This window comes from Paenibacillus sp. 37 (assembly GCF_008386395.1).
GTDB lineage: Bacteria > Bacillota > Bacilli > Paenibacillales > Paenibacillaceae > Paenibacillus > Paenibacillus amylolyticus_B.
The window spans coordinates 3,833,748-3,853,171 of record NZ_CP043761.1 but is presented as its reverse complement, the minus strand read 5'-3'; the positions used below and the strand labels follow the sequence as shown (position 1 = coordinate 3,853,171).

Annotated in this window: 13 protein-coding genes; 5 read left to right on the top strand and 8 right to left on the bottom strand. The window is 45.6% G+C overall.

The annotated features are described in order from the left end of the window. Window positions 1–14: 14 nt before the first annotated feature. The 3 genes from F0220_RS16495 to F0220_RS16485 all read left to right on the top strand — a co-directional run bounded on the left by F0220_RS16495 (window position 15) and on the right by F0220_RS16485 (window position 1,629). Complete coding sequence (locus tag F0220_RS16495; protein WP_105598926.1) at window positions 15–476, top strand: nuclear transport factor 2 family protein; 462 nt, start codon at window positions 15–17, stop codon at window positions 474–476. Further along, a complete protein-coding gene (locus tag F0220_RS16490) occupies window positions 473–1,054 on the top strand; it encodes a TetR/AcrR family transcriptional regulator (RefSeq protein ID WP_105598925.1) in 582 nt (193 codons plus the stop codon). Before F0220_RS16495 ends, F0220_RS16490 begins: the two co-directional genes overlap by 4 nt. Before the next feature lie 104 nt (window positions 1,055–1,158). Beyond that, window positions 1,159–1,629, top strand: coding sequence for a DinB family protein (locus tag F0220_RS16485; RefSeq protein ID WP_105598924.1), 471 nt, complete (start codon window positions 1,159–1,161; stop codon window positions 1,627–1,629). Between the two features lie 136 nt (window positions 1,630–1,765). On the opposite strand, the gene F0220_RS16480 is transcribed toward F0220_RS16485, so the two are convergent. Next, complete coding sequence (locus F0220_RS16480) at window positions 1,766–1,867, bottom strand: ester cyclase (RefSeq protein ID WP_244660857.1); 102 nt, start codon at window positions 1,865–1,867, stop codon at window positions 1,766–1,768. 72 nt (window positions 1,868–1,939) lie between these two features. Between F0220_RS16480 and F0220_RS16475 the strand changes: the two genes are divergently transcribed. Next, window positions 1,940–2,194 carry a winged helix-turn-helix transcriptional regulator gene (locus F0220_RS16475; protein WP_258170173.1) on the top strand — a complete coding sequence of 85 codons (255 nt, stop codon included), beginning with the start codon at window positions 1,940–1,942 and terminating at the stop codon, window positions 2,192–2,194. Between the two features lie 363 nt (window positions 2,195–2,557). On the opposite strand, the gene F0220_RS16470 is transcribed toward F0220_RS16475, so the two are convergent. The 3 genes from F0220_RS16470 to F0220_RS16460 form a co-directional block, all read right to left on the bottom strand. Beyond that, window positions 2,558–4,162: an extracellular solute-binding protein gene (locus F0220_RS16470; protein WP_105598923.1), complete on the bottom strand. Its 1,605-nt coding sequence runs from the start codon at window positions 4,160–4,162 to the stop codon at window positions 2,558–2,560. Between the two features lie 133 nt (window positions 4,163–4,295). Next, window positions 4,296–5,186, bottom strand: a complete 891-nt coding sequence (locus F0220_RS16465) for a carbohydrate ABC transporter permease (protein WP_029880772.1) — start codon at window positions 5,184–5,186, stop codon at window positions 4,296–4,298. Window positions 5,187–5,214: 28 nt separating this feature from the next. Continuing rightward, on the bottom strand, window positions 5,215–6,129 hold the full coding sequence (locus F0220_RS16460) for an ABC transporter permease (RefSeq protein WP_373564964.1): 915 nt from the start codon (window positions 6,127–6,129) through the stop codon (window positions 5,215–5,217). Window positions 6,130–6,394: 265 nt separating this feature from the next. On the opposite strand from F0220_RS16460, the gene F0220_RS16455 reads away from it, so the two are divergent. Then, a complete protein-coding gene (locus tag F0220_RS16455) occupies window positions 6,395–8,152 on the top strand; it encodes a cache domain-containing sensor histidine kinase (protein ID WP_181155436.1) in 1,758 nt (585 codons plus the stop codon). A 66-nt stretch (window positions 8,153–8,218) separates the two neighbouring features. Here the strand turns inward: F0220_RS16455 and F0220_RS16450 are convergent, their stop codons facing one another. The 4 genes from F0220_RS16450 to F0220_RS16435 all read right to left on the bottom strand — a co-directional run bounded on the left by F0220_RS16450 (window position 8,219) and on the right by F0220_RS16435 (window position 19,314). Continuing rightward, on the bottom strand, window positions 8,219–10,330 hold the full coding sequence (locus tag F0220_RS16450) for an alpha-galactosidase (RefSeq protein ID WP_105599152.1): 2,112 nt from the start codon (window positions 10,328–10,330) through the stop codon (window positions 8,219–8,221). Window positions 10,331–10,510: 180 nt separating this feature from the next. Then, entirely contained in the window at window positions 10,511–15,100 is a 4,590-nt protein-coding gene (locus F0220_RS16445; RefSeq protein WP_149846700.1) for an S-layer homology domain-containing protein, read from the bottom strand. Window positions 15,101–15,350: 250 nt separating this feature from the next. Next, window positions 15,351–16,883, bottom strand: coding sequence for a response regulator (locus F0220_RS16440; protein ID WP_105598920.1), 1,533 nt, complete (start codon window positions 16,881–16,883; stop codon window positions 15,351–15,353). 100 nt (window positions 16,884–16,983) lie between these two features. Next, a complete protein-coding gene (locus F0220_RS16435; protein WP_105598919.1) occupies window positions 16,984–19,314 on the bottom strand; it encodes a glycoside hydrolase family 95 protein in 2,331 nt (776 codons plus the stop codon). Window positions 19,315–19,424 lie beyond the last annotated feature (110 nt).

Sequence of the window (19,424 nt, the reverse complement as noted above, 5' to 3'; positions counted from 1 at the left end):
AGCGAGGAAATCTAATGAATAATTTAACTCCCCCATTTACTCTTGAGACAGCAATCCAAAAAACGCGTATGGCTGAAGACAGCTGGAATAGCCGAGACCCTCAGCGCGTCTCCCTTGTATATACTGAGGATTGTTATTGGAGAAACCGGAGCGAATTTATAACAGGCCGCCAAGAGATTGTCTCTTTATTAACTCGAAAATGGGCTAAAGAGCTGGACTATCGCCTTATTAAGGAACTTTGGTCATATACGGATAATCGTATTGCAGTAAGATTTGCATATGAATGGCGTGATGATAGTGGCAATTGGTTCAGATCGTATGGGAACGAGAATTGGGAATTCGCTGATGACGGCTTAATGCAACGTAGATTTGCTTCGATTAATGACATGCCGATTAAGGAAGAAGATCGCAAATTTCATTGGCCTCTCGGCACGCGCCCCGCTGATCATCCAAGCCTAAGTGAGTTAAACCTATGACTCGTACTGTTTTTGAAAAAGCTGATGTCATCCCTCTCGTTGCTGAGGTATTTCGTGAATTAGGTTATGAGGGCGCATCTTTGAGTAAAATTACAGCCCGTACGCGTCTATCTAAAGGAAGCTTGTATTATTTTTTTCCGGGTGGAAAAGATGAGATGGCTGCTGAAATTCTTGCACATATTGATCAATGGTTTATCAAGAACATTTTTGAACCGCTCGAAAAGAATGAACCCCGGGCAGCCATTGATCATATGTGGCAAGAGGTCGATACTTATTTTCAATCCGGTCAGCGTATATGCCTTATTGGTGCATTCGCTTTGGACGAAACCAGAGATCGATTCGCTGCTGTTATTCGGCAATATTTTGTGAGATGGATTGAAGCCCTAAGCGCGGCACTAGTTCAAACAGGGATCTCTAAAGAGACTGCTGACCAAATTTCAGAGGAAACAATTGCTAGTATTCAAGGGGGATTAATTCTGAGTAGAGCTCTTCATGATGAATCCTATTTTGAACGTACGTTGGCAAATCTGTCACAACGAGTCTCAACTTATGTTTCTAAAAGCAAGTCTGGTCATTGACACAAAAGTGTATTTTAGTAAAACTGGCGGAATTTCTTCACCCCAAAAAAACAAGTGATTTTTTCTTAACGATTTCATTAGCGACTTTATCGGAGGTCAATATTATGAACAATTTTGTCGCAAAACAATTGGGATTTGTTCGCCGTCAGGCAATTGATTATGTGAGGAATATAAATGACTCTGCCTCGGAAATAATTCCAACAGGTTTGAAAAACAATATAAAGTGGAATCTAGGCCACATGTATGTTATACATGAGAAGTTCGCTTTTCAACTTACTGGGCAAGAAAGCAATTATCCTGCTAATTTTAATAAGTTGTTTGATTCAGGAACTAAACCATCTGACTGGAATATAGAGCCTCCAACGTTGTCTCAAATAATCGACTTGTTAATTGAACAAATTGAAAGGGTTGAATCGCTACTTTTAAGCAAATTGAAAGAAGAAATCAATCCTCATTACAAGTCTTCTACAGGACTTATCTTTACAAATGTAGAACAATTACTGGGTTTTCTGATTTACCATGAAGCAATGCATTTTGCAACAATTAAAAATATCAAGAGCATTATTGACAGTTAGGATTAGTAAAGGATTTGTTAAAACCAATGTCTCGCCACGAAATATTGAGTTTTCTTATTACATTATTAGTAGTGTCCCTTCACTTAAACGAACAAACCGACCTTAAATCCTACTAAAGTTGGAATAAGGTCGGTTTCTATGCTTTTGGAATTGCCCCTATTTGTTGAAGCAAGCCAAGCATATCGGGTTGACCATACTCTTCACTAATCTGGCCATTAGAGATCCGATAAAAATTCATTGCATTTACTTCGATTTTTTTTCGTGTTGGTGGAAAACCGAGAAGTGGAAGTTATTGGTTATGAGGGATCTCTTGAAGGGAACTCAACGATTCGGAGAACTTCGTAAAAGTATCCCGGAGATCAGTCAAAAGGTACTCACTGAAAATTTACGTTCAATGGAAGAGGATGGAATTGTCATTCGTACTGTTTTTGCGGAAGTTCCTCCGAGAGTTGTATACAGCTTAAGTGAATTAGGAAATTCGCTTAAGCCAATTATATTCTCTATGGAAACATGGGGACTTGGGTACCAGAAACTCAATGATGAACTTCCAAACGATACTCAGTAGAGTGAATGAGGTCAAAGGTTGCTTACGGTCATTTCAAAATAGAATAAACTCTTCTATTACTCCCAAGGAATCACAAATCATGTATTTTCACCTCCAAGTAAAATCAATGGAGGACTCATGTGTCCTCCATTGATTTGTAAGAGAAAGTTGATCTTTGAACACCAGTTTCTGCAATATTACTACTGCATGAAGATAAACCCAAAAGAGAGATTTCCCTTAGATAATTCTCTGATGTATTTTTAAAATATCTGCCGCCCCCCATCATTTTTATCCCAACAAAAACCCGTTAATCTCATACAGATTAACGGGTTTTAAAAAAAATAGGTTTTTGACATAAGTATTTATTTATAAGTTGATATCCAATTATTTGGAAGACCAAAGTTCCATACGCTGAGCATATTTTTCGTTGATGATATCTTCCACTTTCTCATCGCCAGCCTTTTTCATATCCTCCAGCATCTTGTCGAATACCGAATTGGCTTCGGCCTCACTTGGGGCAATAATGGCTCTCGTAATACTCTGATCCATAATATCCTTCACTTTCTGGGCCGTCAGAGCTTGAGGTGTTCCCCCATCCGGATTCAGGTTGTCATACTGCGCTGTATCCCATACGGAATCGCCCAGACTCTTAATGGCCAGTTCATCCACTTCACTGCGCTGGAATTTAACTGCCATGTCATACGGCTGTCCGTTCGGGTCCAGACCATTTTTGATAAACCATAACCATTTGCGAACGCCGCTTTTCTTCACCGTATCATCCCAATTATCCTTGAAGCTTTGCAGGAATTCAGGTTTTGGTTGTCGCTTGCCATCCACCATGGTGTACTGTTCGCCTTCCTTGCCCCACAGCAGCAAATGCTGTCCTTCATCACTCGCCAGATAATTAAACAGCTTTATCGTTTCTTCCGGGTGTTTGTTGTTTTTGGTAATGGCGATTGCATCCCATCCAAGCGAACTTCTTGGGCCAAACGTCGTTTGAGTCGGATCTACACCTGGAGCAACAACTTTGTAAGCAAAGAGTTGATTCTTTTCCCCGCCATCCTTCTTCAAGGCCGCATTGCCGTTCCCCGGGTCCCAATATGCACCTGGGGTAGCAAATACCGCACCAGTCGTCAGCTTTTGAATCCAGGTCTGTGTTTTGCTAATCGCAAATTCCTTTTCGATCAGACCTTCTCTATATAAGCGATTCATGTATAACAGCATCTCGCGATATTTGGGGTCCTTGACATCATATTGCAGACGTCCGTTGTTGTCATAATACGTTTTTAAGCCCCACATGCCTTTGAATGTGCCCAGATTCGCACCCATGTTCTCCCCGTTCATCGTCATCGGAATGGATTCTTTGCCATCAATCGTATTGTATTTCTCTTTAAAATTTTTCAGGAGTGCTTCGAATTCGTCTGTTGTGAGGGGCTGTGAACCATCTGCTTTGTCCGGAAGAAACTCTTCCAACAGGCTCTGTCTCATCAGCATACCAAAAACCGGATCACTGTCGAGTCCATACCAGTTTGCCAGATAGTAGTTCTTGCCGTCTGTATTACGTGTTTTGGTCAAGGTATCTCCGTACATTTCTTTCAGATCAGAACCATATTTCTCAATTAACTCATCCAGTGGAATGAATGCCCCACTTGAAATGTATTTGTCGAGGGAAGCATCTCCTCGGCTCATGACTACCACATCCGGATAGTCACCACTGGCGAGCATCAGGCTCAGTTTTTCCGTTGGGTTACCTGTTGGCTGCTGGATGGAGATCTCTATGCCAGTCTTTTTGGTGATTTCCTGGGCAACTGCATCGGTAAATGGTTCTCCTTTGGTATTGCCATCAAACCAAGTCAGCGTAATCGGCCCTTGTTCCCCGTCTTTACCTGCTGTATTGTTCTCCCCATCATTGGAGGAGCAACCCGCCAGCAAACCAACCGCTATTGCAGCTGTAATTCCCATGGTCATCCATTTTTTAGTCTTTGTCATTGACACCCTAATTCCTCCCAATGAATAAATTCCTGTTGTGCTAGATTGAGCATTTCCAAAACGATCTTTGCCCACCCCCTTTCAGGGAGAGACCACCGGACAAGCCTTCCCTGTAACCGGATTATGGAACAGATTAACTTTTCACCGCTCCCAAAGTCATGCCTTTAACAAAGTATTTTTGCAGGAACGGGTACACCATAACGATTGGTAAGGTGGCTACCATCGTAGCAGCCATTCGAATGGTATCGCTGGAAACGGCGTTTCGTTTGGCTGAATTAGCCAACATTTGCGTTTGGGAAATCATGCCACCGGTCTGAAATTGATTCAATATTTTGACAAGCACGGCCTGCAGAGTCTTCAGGTCTGAGCTGTAGGTAAACGCATAGGAGTCAAACCAGGCATTCCAATGTCCAATGGCTTGGAAAAGGCCCACCGTTGCAAGTACAGGTGTTGTCAGCGGCATCACAATTCGGAAGAAAATTGTCAGATCGTTAGCCCCGTCTACCCTCGCCGATTCTTCAATCTCATGGGGTAGCTGTTCCATGAAAGTACGGACAATGATCATATAGAAGACATTCATCAAACTTGGCAAAATGAACACCGAAAAGGTATCGATCATATTCAGCGCTTTAAGCACCATGTAGAACGGAATCAGTCCGCCACTGAAATACATGGTAAAGATAAAGTACAGGTTCCAGCCTTTGCGACCAATCAGATTCCGCCGACTTAGCGGATACGCAAGCATCGTAATGACGAGAACCGATAGCGGTGCGCCAATCAGCGTTCGTTTGACGGTTACCCACAGCCCGTTCAATATTTCGCTATCTTTCAGAATCTGCTGATAACTATCCAAGGTCAGATCCCTTGGCCACAGGTAGACGCCGCCTCGTACCGTATCTTCCGCGCTATTCAATGAAAGAACGAGTATATTCCAAAACGGAAGAAATGTAACCAGTAATACGAGAATAAGAATGAAATACACAATTATTTTGAAAATACGATCCCCGAATCGGTTCAGAATCATTACAAGCGCTCCCCTCTGTCTTCTGTAGTTAGAACAACGCCTGGTCGTTCACTTTTCTGGAAATCCGGTTCACGATAAGGACAAGAATGAAGGCGACAACGGATTTGAACATCCCCACAGCAGCACCATAAGAGAACATGCTGTTTTGTAGTCCGTATTTGTAAGCATAAATATCAATAACTTCGGAGTATTCAAGTACGGTGTTATTTTGCAGCAGATATTGCTGTTCAAATCCTGCATTCAAAATGCCTCCGACCGCGAGAATAGCCAATATGACAATGGTAGGGCGCATGGATGGCAGCGTTATATGCCACATTTGCTTGAATCGGCTGGCTCCGTCCACCCTGGCCGCTTCGTAGAGCTCCGGATTAATGGAAGCGATTGCAGCCAGATACATAATGGCACTGAACCCCATCTCTTTCCACATGTTCGACAATGCGATAATCCACCAGAACAGAGGACCGTTTTGCAAAAATGCAACGGGTTCTTTGACAATGCCCAGCAGAACCAGAATGTTGTTAAGCATTCCATCCGAAGCCAGCAGCGTAATCACAATGTTGGCTGCAATAACCCATGAGATAAAATGTGGCAGATAAGAAACCGTCTGCACAAAACGTTTGAAAAATCCCTGTCTCGCTTCATTCAGCACAAGCGCGAGGATGATCGGGGCAGGAAATCCGAAGAACAGCGTGAGCAAGCTTGTCGCAAGCGTATTACGCATAACCCGGTAGAAATCCCCTGTAGTAAAGAAATACTCAAACCATTGGAAACCTACAAATTCGGCATGGAAGAACTGGTAAAAGAACGATCCCCCACCCGGTTGATAATTTGTAAACGCCATATACAGTCCAAACATCGGACCATAGGAAAATAACAATGTCGCAATGAAGGCAGGAAGCATAAGCACGAATAACCATTTTTGCTCTTTTAGTCTGCTTATCAAGTTATTGCTCCTGACTGTTTTGATAGCGCTTACCTTATGCATTAAGTACCCTCCCTTTTTCTATACAGCAGCATGGTCGGCCATATCTTGATTCAACTTCTCTCCTATTAATCATAAATTTGACACGGATTACTCGCCATAGTTGAATTCTCCGAAAGATACCGCTTTTTAAAGATGTTTTTGTGCAAAGTGAGGATTGGATTTCCATATTCACTCTGCTATGATGAACTGTGCAACGAATATTCAGTCAAGAGAGGGCTTCCGGATGCGCCAATTCTATCGAAAATACATATACATGCCTTTTGTTAACCTGAGCTTTCGTTCCAAGTTGTTCATGGTATTTGTTCTGGTCACCATCATTCCAATGATGCTATTGGTTTATCTTTCCTATGAACTTACCAAAACGAAACTTACCGAGCAGATCTACATCAATATGACGAACTCAACAGCTCAGATCACTAAAAATCTGGAGAACAAACTGGATAGCTACGAACACATTTCCGCCTCCATTTATTTGGATAACCGCCTTGCCAATTACCTGACAAACGAGTATCAGGATGACCCATCCTATCTGGACGTCTATAATTACATTGGCAATCGAATTGACACCGTGATGGCTGCCTACCCTGATTTTGATAGCGCATTCATTTATTCGGATAATCCGTCGCTGCCCAAAGACAATTTTTATATCCGGCCGATCACACCCGAAGTTCAGACCACGGAACTGTTTCACAAGCTGCAGCAATCCTATGGGAACATTATTCATCTCTCAACGCCGCAGACAGAGAACGGTCCTGCCATGTTTACACTCGCCCGGCTGCTGAACAACAATAGTAATCAGTATCCCTACGGGATGCTGGTCTTTCAAATCTCGGAGTCGGTCATCTATTCCTTAATGGAAAAGGAAGCAGGCGGCAAAGATATTTTCATCATAAATGACAAAGGTATGATTCTGTCCTCCGCCGACAAACAGTTAATTAATACAAGCCTGCCCGAACTGCTTCATCAACATTTTGACGATGCGGCTTCAGGGAGATTTGATACAACGTATCAAGGCGTAAAGGCCCTAGCGGTCTATAACACGCTCAAAAACGGCTGGAAAACGGTATCCATTTTCCCTTATGACAGTATTATCAAGGATGCCAAAGCTCTCTCTCAGCTTATTATCAAAATTTCACTAGGCTTCATCGGCGTGGCGCTGCTGCTCATTTATATTACCGCATCGCTATTCAGCAAACGCATCAGGACGTTAATACGGATGATTCGGCGCATTGAACGGGGAGATTTCAACCCTACCCATGAGGAACAAATGGGCAGTGATGAGATCGGCCAGCTTCACTTTGCATTCGAACAGATGACAACCCGGTTGAAAAGCCTGGTGACGGAGGTCTACCAAAAGGAGCTGCAGAGCAAGGAAGCCGAGCTTGACCTGCTTCAAGCTCAGATCAATCCTCATTTTCTGTATAATACACTGGGCTCGATCTCCTCTCTGGCCGTAAAGCATCAAGATCCACAGATTCAGGATATGGTCCTTCATCTGGCCAAGTTTTATCGGATATCCCTGAATAAAGGAAAGAGTATCCTGACCATCAATGAGGAATTAAAACTGACGCAGAGCTATAATGCCATTCAGCTTATTCGATTTAAGGGAAAGCTGAACATCATCTACACGATAGATCAATCGATCCTGCCCTACTCGACCGTGAAGCTTGCGCTGCAGCCTTTTGTGGAGAATGCAGTCATTCACGCTCTTTGGAATCAGGATCGGCCTCTAAATATCCATATCAAGGGTGTCATTGAGAACAATAGTATCATCTTATCGGTTATAGACGACGGAATGGGCATGCGGCGAGAGAAGCTTGAGGCTTTGTTTGAAGAGAAAGAAGGACGGGGTTATGGGATTTCAAATGTGGATCGGCGGATTAAGCTGAAATTTGGTGAATACTACGGTGTTAAAGTGTATAGCAAAATTGGTATGGGAACTACCGTACAGATCCGTCTGCCGCAAAAAGAGATCCAATAAAAAAGGAGTGCAATGCAGCCACTAGTGGCTTGCAAAGCACTCCTTTTAAACAGTTCTTCCAGAACGTTATACTTGCTCAAGGATGCGATACACCAGGCTGTCGAAATCACCGCGTAGAGGCAATTCCACCCCAATGTTCATCAGTGCACGTCCACTAACCGATAACCCCAGCACTTCAATGAGATAGGTCTTGTCAGCCTGAAGACCTGCCAAACGGAGTCTTGGCAACGGTTCACCCAGCTTCTGCGAGTGAAGAAAGGCGAACAGCACATGGTCACTTCCGGCTGCATCGCTGTACTGGACAGCGGTAACTCCCTTATGACGAAGCGCAGTCAGGCGGAATTGTCTGCCGAATTGCACCAGGTGGCGAATGGCTTTGTACTGATCGATGAATTCCCCGGACTGCCCAATCCACTCATCACTCCACTCGTTCAGATTGGAACCAATACCAAGTGTGCCCATCATTGCACTGTGGAAGCGATACTTCAGAGAGACGTTGCGGCCGTTCATTCCTGTAGGCGACTCGGTTACCCAACAGGTCATCATACGTGGTGCGTATGTATACGAGAAGCCTTCCTGAATGCTCAAACGGTCGAACGCATCCGTATTGTCACTCGGCCAGGACTGATCGGCATAACGAAAGATGCCCAGATCAATCCGCGAGCCACCTCCTGCGCAGGTCTCAAACTCGACATCCGGGAACTTGGCTCGCAGCCGTGCCCAGATATCATACAAGCTCTGGACATGCCTTACCCATACTTCTTTCTGACGGTTAATGGGGTGACCCTTCATGCCCGGTTCCGTAATGGTCCGGTTCATATCCCATTTAATGAACTTAATCTCATGATTGCCAAGCAGTTCGGTCATAAAATCGATAATGTATTGCTTGACCTCTGGCTTGGAAATGTTCAACAGCAGCTGATTACGAAGCTCCGTACGTCCCCGTGTCTCAAAATGATATACCCAGTCCGGATGTGCTCTGTAGAGATCACTATCCGGGTTGACCGACTCCGGCTCCACCCATATGCCGAATTCCATCCCAAGTCCATGAACCCGGTCAATCAGCTCGACAAGTCCGTTCGGGAACTTCTCTTTGTTCACGTTCCAGTCACCCAACCCCGCACGGTCGGAATTCCGCTGCCCAAACCAGCCGTCATCCACAACGAATAGTTCCACACCCATTTTGGCTGCCCTTTCGGCAAGCGCCATTTGGTCCTGGGCATTAACATCGAAATAGGTAGCTTCCCAGGAGTTGTACAGCACTTTACCGATTTCACTGCGCGGCAGTATGTAATCATATTGATACTGATGCAAGCGGTGGCTCATGCCGCCAAAGCCCTCAGGGCTGAATCCGCCGACAAAGACAGGTGTCTCAAACGTTTCGCCGGCACCCAGCAACCATTCATTGTCAAAATCATGGATGCCACCTGTGACCCGCACATGCATGAATGGCGTCTTCTCAGCGACAATCTTCCAGTTGCCGCTCCAGGCGAGAGCACCAAACCATACCCCACCTCCTGTTTCAGTCGAAAGGCCGTCATCTATGGCAAACCATGGGTTGGCATGGCCGTCTGTGAAACCTCTCCGCGATTCAAGTACCTTTTTTCCCTCTGTCAAAATGGTATTGCGCAGTTGGAATTCACCCGACCATTTACCCGTAACATGCGTCAGACGGTAATCATGGAGATATGGCAAAGTCCAGGCTGCGGATTGCATGCTTTCCAGCACAATATCCTCCTGACCCGTATTTATGATATTGGCATAACGCTCCACCAAGTCGAATTCCGGGATGACCCGATAGACCAGCTGCGTTTCAAGTGCATATACCTGATCCTTCAACGTAATAATCAGCGTCTGTCTGCCATCCTGTTCAATGACCACGTGACGGTCATATCTAACCTGAAGATCGCGGACACCATCAGGCATCCGCAGTTTCAGAGATGGCTCTGTATAAGATGCTCCTCCCCAGAAGCTGTACTCCCCCACCTCTCCTTCCACTTCCGCGTCAAAAGAGCTATGGGATTGTAGTTGGAGCAACGGAGCGCTGTCCTCGATACTCACTGGATCTCCCCAATACAGATGCTGTAGGTGTTCTCTCTCATTAATTCCGAAAATATAGGATGAATGTTGTGTCTGTATTGCAAATATACGCAATTGTTCATGATATTGAATCGTCATGTTTACCCCTTTCAGGTTCCGTGTTTTGGTACCTATATGCTGTGTGTTGTGAACATACATATTATTGTAGGAAGCAGCAGGCGGATTAGCCATATCGCATTCTTACAATCCATAGGGGAAATCATCTGTCATCTCAAAATTATGAAAATAAGGCTGCGATATAATTCGCAGCCTTAAAGCTTACTTCAAAATCAGGTTATAGATGACCTGAGCCGCTTCTGCACGGGATGCGATCCCTTTAGGCACAAACTGTCCCTGTCTTTGGCCTTGGACCAGTCCTAGTCGGGCTGCATCCTTTACCGAATCAGCTGCCCATGAAGAAACCTGATCCATATCGGTAAACAAGATATCGGTAGAACCAACAGGCACGTTTCCAACATTCAGTTCATATGCCTTCATCAGCATCACCGTGATTTCCTCCCGGGTAATCTGTGAATCCGGCTGGAAGCTGACTGCGCTTCGTCCCTTCACAATACCGGCTTGTGTCGCAATCGAGATAGGTTCCGCGTACCAGGCATCTGTCGCAACATCTGAAAATTGTACTTCTCCTGGTACGGTCAGCCCCAGAGAATGAACGAGCATGGTGGTGAATTCCGCGCGGGTGACTGCACGTCCTGGCTCAAATCGTTCCTCGTTTGTGCCATCAACAAACAGCTTAGCCGCCAACTCTTTGATGACAGAGCTGGCCCAATGATTGGCCGGAACATCAGCGAACGTCCGATTCAGTTCCAGAACAGCATACTTGCTAAAGTGGCTCACTTTAGTCGTTAATACACCATTCGCATAATCCGATTTTAAAAATTCCAGTTCTCCATTTTCGTTAATATAATACATTCCTCCCTGTGAAGGGTCGAACCCCTCTTCCGCTGCCAGACTCAGCGTAACCGGGTGATCAAACGCAGCGAGTGTTTCGGTTGTACCTGATTTAGTTGTTGCCGAAAGACTGAATTCATAGATTTCTCCCTTAAGGGAAACCGTTGACCGGAAAGATGTTTCCACTGCTGCAACGACCTCCTTGGCCTTGCTGCCAAGCGGAACCATTTTCAAGGAAATTGTACTATCATCCTGTTGCCCTGCTGGTAACTTATCCAATAGCTGCTGGAACAAACTCGCAGGGATTTGCAAAGTTAACTTGCCTGATTTCACTTTCAGTGTATGGTTGCCGAGTTGGCGTAAGACAGGAGATGAAAGTTGCAACTCCTGAGTACCAGCCTTGATGTCTATGACGACTTTCCCTGCCTCACTGTCCACTTTCAGCATATCGGCTTTGATGACCAGTGTTGCTGTATCTTTCCCTTCAGCAGCGGTGCTGCCGGAGTTTCCGCTAATATTATTGTTGTTATTGCCATTGTTGCCAGGAGTGTCTGAATTTCCTGGATTACCTGGGTTTCCTGGGTTGCCTGGATTTTCAGGGATAATCGTTTTTTCGGTCAATTTAACCAACTTCGATTCAGCCGGCCCCAGCGAGATGGACCATGAACCTGTGGCTGACGAAGATTCACCTGTCCACAAGTCTTTTAAAGTATAGGTTTTGGAATCATTCAGTCCGGCGCGGCCCAGATCGATCGTTTTGTTTGCTGAACTGTTGCCGTTGTAATTAAATACAGCAAGGTAATAATCATTGCCTTCCTTCAGAACAAACGAATCTGCGGCATTTGCATTCGTATTTCCTTCAAGCGGCTTGAATACTTTGCCTTTCAGCGCCACCTGAAGAACATCCGTGTTATTGTACAATGATGTCATGTATTCCTGTGCCTTGGGATCGTTCACATCATCGGAATCCATCATCACCGTGCCGGCAATTACACCGGAATTTACCCGGCTGCGGGCTTCCTCCAAGCTTGATGCTCTGCTTAATGCCAGATGATCAGGGTCTGTATAGGAATAAATCGTCCCATTTTGCCAGAATCCATATGTCAATGAATTAAGCATGTACTCCGTCTCATTGATTTTGCCATAGGTGTCACAAGAGATCCGTCTGCTATGCGCATATTGACTTGGAAAGATCGGTGCAATGGACGCACTAATAAACATTTTCCCATCCAATCGCTCTTCGACATAACGCATCCCTTCATTGTAAGCCTGGATTCCTGTCGTCACGGTTGTATCATAATGCTGACCTTCCAGTGAGCCGTGTGTTAGGAAATCCAGTTTGATGAATGTGAATCCAAGTGATTTAAACTTATCCAGAAAATAATTCATGCGCATTTGACTCCCCGGATGTGTCACATCCAGTGCATATGCTCCGTCCAGTGTCGGCAGAGGTTCCCCCTTAGCATCCTTGAGCACAATATCACCATACGTATATTGCCCGTTGGTACCATCTACTTTTTGGCTCATATCATTGCCCCAATACACAAATGGTCCCCAATAGATGCCTGCATGCTGACCATTGTCCTTAATGACAGATACAGCTTGGGCAAGCTCAGCATCACTCAGATTATCCCAGTAGGAATCCATATTAATGAATACATTGCCGTTATTGTTGAACTTCTTAAGATTGTTCTTGAAATAATTGGACACATCCACTACATTCTGATACGACAGCCCGCTGTCATAGGCTCCCCAGCTATTCCAGCCCACTGGAACACCTTGTGGCAGCACTGGATTCAACGCCAGCGGAGGTGTGATAATCGCATTGGCTTTACCGTATTCTTCAAGCCCTATGCGGTAGTCACTGAAACCACCTACCATAATCAGTGGTGAGGACAGTTCAGTACCGGACAGGCTGCCATGTGGCTGGGAATCGCGGGTAACGTCACTCGCTGCCCCGCCATACACAGTAAATTCATTCAGACGATTAGCTGAGCCTTTCCAGTCAATACCGGTCTTCCAGGTGTCATGGGTTACTGAACCGATCACCAGACCGTTACGTGTCGAGTTATTGAATACCGTTGTCATCTCATAGCTGGTATCCGCCCGGTTCATGGTTTGAGATTTATAGCGAATCCATGCATCGTTGTCAAAAGGCACCGTAAGCACGCGGTTATCCGAGCTGACGCCGATATCCACACCACCCGTGTTTTTCACAGTAATTGGTGACATGTAATTACTCTGGATTTCTGTATCACTGATGGCGTCCAGACGGTTGAGGAAATACGATTGATCTTCATAAAACCGATAAATCTGCTTCATGGTTGGTTTACCAGTTGACGTATGAACAAAGCTCAACTCGATGCCTTTGCCGAATCCATCCTGAATCTCCAGCGGTGCTCCACCGCTCGTATGACTCTCATACCCTTTGGTTTCCACAAGACTCTCACCAATTTTAATGCTACTGAAGATACCCCGCATCTTCTGTCCGTCTGCCCAGCTATAACCGACGAATCCAGTCTGGGTATTATAAGACACTTCGTATTGTCCGTTCGATACCAGAAGGCCATGCGTGTAATCAGTCACTGTAATATCCCCGTATCGTTGCGAGTCACCCGGTGTTCCCAGATCATCATCTCCTTCACCAGGATTCTCGGGTTCTGTCTCTATCGCAGGCTCTACGATAATCCGGTCCAGATCGGGAGAATAGCCATTGTTGTCTGAAAAGGTAATCGTATTCTCGCCTTCAGTTAATGGGAGTGTAAGATCATACGTACCTACCGTATCCCAATCCGATGTTTTGGGCAGGTCATGGAACTGCTCTTCCCCACCATTCGCATGAACATAGAAACTCCGTGGATCACCGGAAAAATAATCTACCTTAACGCGGTAATCACCTGTCATGGGGGCTATAATTTTATTGAACGTCAAGGAGCTCCCGCCATTCAGATAGCCGACCTTTTTGCCGCCGGAAGCATTCGGACTCTCCGTTACACGCGCTTCACCAGTCAGCGTATTGCCCGAATCTTCGGCTTCATAACTAAGCGTATACGGGATGACTTCAATTCGGTCAAAATCGGGGGAGTACCAATCATGATCCGAGTACGTAATGATATTGACACCCTTATGAAGAGATACCTCCACATCATACATGCCAATCGTGTCCCAGCTTGCCGTTTTGGGCAGATCAATCATCTCGTCCGTGTCATTGTTCACCTGCATATAAACAGGTCGCTGATCACCGGAGATATAAGATATTCGGATCAAATATGTACCATCTGCCGGTACGTTGATATTCGTAAATTGGAGTGAACTGTTTTTGTTCAGATCGGCTACTTTCTTCCCACCCGAACTAATGCTGCTGTCTACCACCTTGGCATTGCCTTTCAAGATATTGTCGGCCGCTTCTGCCTCGATAACTGCACCATGCAAATTTTTCTTCCAGTCGTCTCCGTCCCCTTCTCCCGGGTGGCCACTGTCCAAACCGCGGATCACGATCTTGTCGATGTCGGGAGAATACCAGTTGTTGTCATCAATCAGGATTGTGTTGGTCCCAGCGTTCAACGGAAGGGTCACATCATATGTTCCCACCGTATCCCAGTCGAATGTCTTGGACGGTTCTTCATATTGCTTCTCCCCGCCATTCGCACTAATATTGAATGGCCGCGAATCACCTGAAATGTAGTAAACGGAAATCTTATAATTTCCTGTCTCACTTACAGCAATATTATTAAATTGCAAGGAACTGCCCTGATACATACCTCCAACCTTCTTGCCGCCTGAAGCCGTCGGGCTATCAGAGATCATCGCGTTACCTAGCAAAGTATTCCCTTCCGCTTCGGCTTCATAGGTATTCATATCATCGGAGTGAGCTGTTCGGGCGAACTGGCCCCCGCCAACTACCAAGCAAAAAATGATAAAGAACACAAATCCTTTTTTCATCATCCGTCCCAACATAACATGCCTCCATTATCTAATGATTGAGTTAGGTCTCCCTATGCCTATTCCTGCAGTGGTTCACAGTCATTTTTGTAATCGCTTTCATAAAGAGCTGTCAAATCAAATCCCCTCTCTCCTCCTTCCTTTCCTATATGCCTAATTGTAAAAAGGAGGAGGGGGATGTTCCATACCACAATGTTACTATTCATACAGGAAAGCCTCTTTCATTTGCCATATCAATACCAACATTACCAGACAGCCTCTATCGTCATATACTTTTCCTGTATTCGTTGGGTGTTACGCCCTGTGTCTTCAGGAATAGAGAAATAAAATAGGATGTACTCTCATAGCCCACGGTCTGCGCGATATCGTGAATCTTGAGCGAGCCGTCTGCCAGCAGTTCCCTGGCTTTATCCAGTCTGATGCGTGTCAGATAATCGTGAATTGTCATCCCTGTTTTGTCCTTGAAAATGGATCTCAAATAGTTCGGTGACAAATAGACCTGATCAGACAGGCTGTTGATGGTAATCGGCTGATTGTAATTCTGATCGATGAAGGTACGGACCTTGTGAATCAATTTTGCATTTTTGTCCATAAACCGCTCGCCCAGCATGCTCACCGCATCTTCCGCAGTACCGAGAATCAGATCCTCGATCTCATGCAGAGTCAGTGCATTATAGATGGAATGATATAGCTCAGCCCGCTTCGGAACAGGTTTATGAAGCTGCTCCAGCAGCTCATTCACGAGATCTATCGACCAGTCGCAGATGATTTTTTTCTTGACTCTCAGTGTTGCCAATCCCTCAATATACCCGTGCAGCTTCTGTGCCGCCCATTCAAAATCCAGTCGGTTAATGGCCTCAAACCATTCCTTTTGTTCAAAAGGGGGCATATGTTCTGTATAAAACTGGTTCGACAGCTTCCCCCCATGAATAATTGTGCCTGAACCTTCATAGAAACGCTCATTCAAGATGGTTCGCGTCTGTTCGTACAGACAGTGAATATGGGATAACGCGGTCTCTTGTCTGCCTACAGCAGCCGTCACCGTGAAATCCAGTGCACTACGAATAGCCTCAGCCAAGTCTTCCCACGCATAATGTCCCGGCTGCTGTGCCGCTTCCATAAATACACCTGTCTCTCCTTCCTTGTAATCCACAAAGATCGCTTTCATGTTTTTCGCCTTGAAGAAATGGTCGAGAAAAGCCACCAGCCGACCTGTACATTCCTCCAGACTTTGCTGTTCCTCTTCAGCCTCCTTGGGATCGATACTGAACAAGGCCATTGCATATCGGTCGGTCTCCGGTTGTCGGGTTAGACGGCTGTAACTACAAGCAAGATCATTAGCACGAGCCTCATTTTTTTCGTAAGATAACTCCTTCAGGATATTGGCTTTGGCCGCCTCCATGGAACGGTTCTTCATTGCAACCTCTTCACAACGCTGTTTAACTTTACTGATAACGCTTTCAATTTCGTTCATATCCAAAGGTTTTAACATATACCCCACGGCCCCTACGTTGATAGCCGATTTTACATATTGAAATTCATCGTGTCCGGTCAGAAACATCACCTGGATCGAGTCGTAGCTCTCATATATCTTTCTAGCCAGATCAATACCGTTCATGATCGGCATCTGAACATCGGTAAGAACGATATCCGGCTGGGTAGCCTCAATCTTCTCCAAGGCCTCCCTGCCATTACTCGCTGTTCCCATGATATAGATCCCCATCTCTTCCCAACGGATATAATCCCTCATCATCTCGAGTCCCAGCTCTTCATCGTCTACCAAAAAAATACTGTACATCCATGTCCCCTCCCTTTGTCTCTTTCTGTCTCTATTATATGTTTTTCCCCCCGTGGGACCATGGTTCATATCAATGAAAGTCATTTTCAAGTATAGATCGTTATTTTACCAACTCCAGCTCGCTATTGAAATAGTACATTTCGCCTGCTTCGGCATGAAGGATCGTTCTTTGTTTGCCCCAACAAATAGTGAACGTTCCTGCAGAGAAAGTTTGAATGTTCGTAGAAATTAACTGTCCGTTCTCCCAGACGATGTCAACCTCGGCATTCCCTTTTGCTCTCAGCCCGGTTATTGAGCCTGTGTTCCATGCCTGTGGCAGCGCTGGGAGAAGGTGAATCTCGCCCGCATAACTTTGCAGCAGCATCTCCGCTACGACAGCTGTACCGCCGAAATTTCCATCAACGACAAAAATATTACTCTCTGCTCCAGCAATTCCGGATTTGGAATAGGTGAACAGATTATCGAAGCACAGGCCGCCAATCAAATGTGAGAGGTGTTTATATGCCGTCTCCCCATCATGCAATCTCGCAAAACCCAGTCCAAACAAAGCAGCTGTAAATTCAACATCCTCCAACTCTTCCTGGACCATGCGGTTCTCCAACGTTATCCTTACTGCCGCACTGAGTTCCGGTGTATGGTCAGGTGTAATCCTACTGTCCGGATACAGCGCATACATATGAGACAAATGCCGATGCTCCGGCTGCGCCTCCTCATAATCCTCAAGCCACTCCTGTAACTGGCCTTTCTTGCCGATCCGTAGAGGTGGAAGATTGCCAATTGCTTCTTCCAGCTTGCGTCCGAGTTCTTCGTCTTTGTTCAAAAGTTCAACTGAATGAAGACAAAACTCAAAGAGTCTGCCCACCAGCATCTGGTCCATTGTCGTTCCCATGGACAGCTGTTGTGTCCCTTCTCTCGAATTACCGGGATAGAAATGGTTCTCCGGCGAATTGGAAGGACCCGTCACCAGCCAACCGTTCCGAGGATGCTCACACATGTAATCCAGATAGAAGGCCGCGGATTCTTTAAGTACAGGATAAGCCACATTCTCAAGGAAAACACGATCCTGACTGTACTCATAATGCTCAATCAGGTGTGTAGCCAGCCATAATCCGCCTGTAACGTTCAGCCCCCACGAGGTTTCCCATCCAGGCAGCGTAAAACCCCATACATTGGAGAAGACATGAGCGACCCATCCGTCGCAACCATACACATGACGAGCTGTTTCCCTGCCCGTCTGTGCCAGGTCCTCAATATACCGAAATAACGGAAGATGACTCTTCCCCAGATTTGTAATCTCTGTAGGGTAATAATTCATCTGAGTATTTACGTCAAGGTGATAATCACAGCTCCAGCCCATTCGGCACGCTTCACCATCATTCCAGATTCCCTGGAGATGGAGTGGCAATGGAGAGTTCTCGCGAGATCCCGCGATGGTCAAATACCGTCCATATTGAAAAAACAAGGCGAACAACTGCGGATCTTCATCCCCACCACTCTGTTCCAACAAACGAATACGCTGATCTGTAGTGAGATCGGATAACCCCTTGACCCCGAGCTGAATAGCTACCTTGTCAAATTGCTCACAGTAATCGCGGATATGATCCTCCCTCAGTGAGGTATAACCTTTATTTAAAGCCTTCAACAGCGTAGACTCGCTCTCTGTTTCCCAATCCTGATCAGTACGGCGATAATCCGTACTAACAACAAAATAAATCCATGCCTCATCCGCTCCGGTCACGATCAATTGACCATCTCTACTTGTGATGGTTCCCCCGGAAATAACCAACTTGACTAAACCCTTGGACCATACGCCACAAGTCCCATCGCTATGTACATTTTCCGTTGCCTGTCCTTGGAATGCAAGTGTATTGTCATCTAAGGCTACAACCTTGAATGATTCCGTGCCTGCCTGTAAGCCGAGTGTAAAGGCTACCCCACCCGGAACTTCGCTCCAGACTCTGGAGACCACTAGATCATCGACATTGGAAGCGAAAACTTCACGTCGAATCATGCTGTCGTCATCCTTCCAGAACGCTCCGACAAGCGCTTGAGTCAGATCCAGCTCACGTTGGAAATTTCCCCCTTCATCCGAATTCGAATTCTTCTTCTCCATATCAATAACAACTTCACATATTCCAAGATGGGTACCGAAATTACCCTTCTTTGGCTGCAAATGTTGTTTGGCAAGACGATCTCCTTCGTCATAATCGCCGGAGAAGAAATAGCTACGCATCTCTTCCAGTGCGGCCTTGCCTCCTTCGGAAGGCTGTTCTTGTTCAATCCGACCCGACCAGAAGGTAACCTCGCTCATACTCCATACCTCTCGATGCGAAGACGCCATAACTACTGCTCCTATCCTACCATTGCCCAGCGGCAGGCCTTGAGACCAATCCGTAGCAGGAGTTGAATACCATAAAGTAAAATCGTTCATATCATGTCCTCCAGTCCAATAATGATTATCTTTAGAAATAGACTCGTTCCCAAAATAGACAAACGCGCGATCTGTGAGATACATAAGCGCGCGTTTGACTTTGTTTTTAT

Coding starts and splice junctions, on each gene's coding strand:
- F0220_RS16495 (WP_105598926.1), top strand. CDS start 15: ATGAATAATTTAACTCCCCCATTTACTCTTGAGACAGCAATCCAAAAA.
- F0220_RS16490 (WP_105598925.1), top strand. CDS start 473: ATGACTCGTACTGTTTTTGAAAAAGCTGATGTCATCCCTCTCGTTGCT.
- F0220_RS16485 (WP_105598924.1), top strand. CDS start 1,159: ATGAACAATTTTGTCGCAAAACAATTGGGATTTGTTCGCCGTCAGGCA.
- F0220_RS16480 (WP_244660857.1), bottom strand. CDS start 1,867: ATGAATTTTTATCGGATCTCTAATGGCCAGATTAGTGAAGAGTATGGT.
- F0220_RS16470 (WP_105598923.1), bottom strand. CDS start 4,162: ATGACAAAGACTAAAAAATGGATGACCATGGGAATTACAGCTGCAATA.
- F0220_RS16465 (WP_029880772.1), bottom strand. CDS start 5,186: ATGATTCTGAACCGATTCGGGGATCGTATTTTCAAAATAATTGTGTAT.
- F0220_RS16455 (WP_181155436.1), top strand. CDS start 6,395: ATGCGCCAATTCTATCGAAAATACATATACATGCCTTTTGTTAACCTG.
- F0220_RS16450 (WP_105599152.1), bottom strand. CDS start 10,330: ATGACGATTCAATATCATGAACAATTGCGTATATTTGCAATACAGACA.
- F0220_RS16445 (WP_149846700.1), bottom strand. CDS start 15,100: ATGTTGGGACGGATGATGAAAAAAGGATTTGTGTTCTTTATCATTTTT.
- F0220_RS16440 (WP_105598920.1), bottom strand. CDS start 16,883: ATGTACAGTATTTTTTTGGTAGACGATGAAGAGCTGGGACTCGAGATG.
- F0220_RS16435 (WP_105598919.1), bottom strand. CDS start 19,314: ATGAACGATTTTACTTTATGGTATTCAACTCCTGCTACGGATTGGTCT.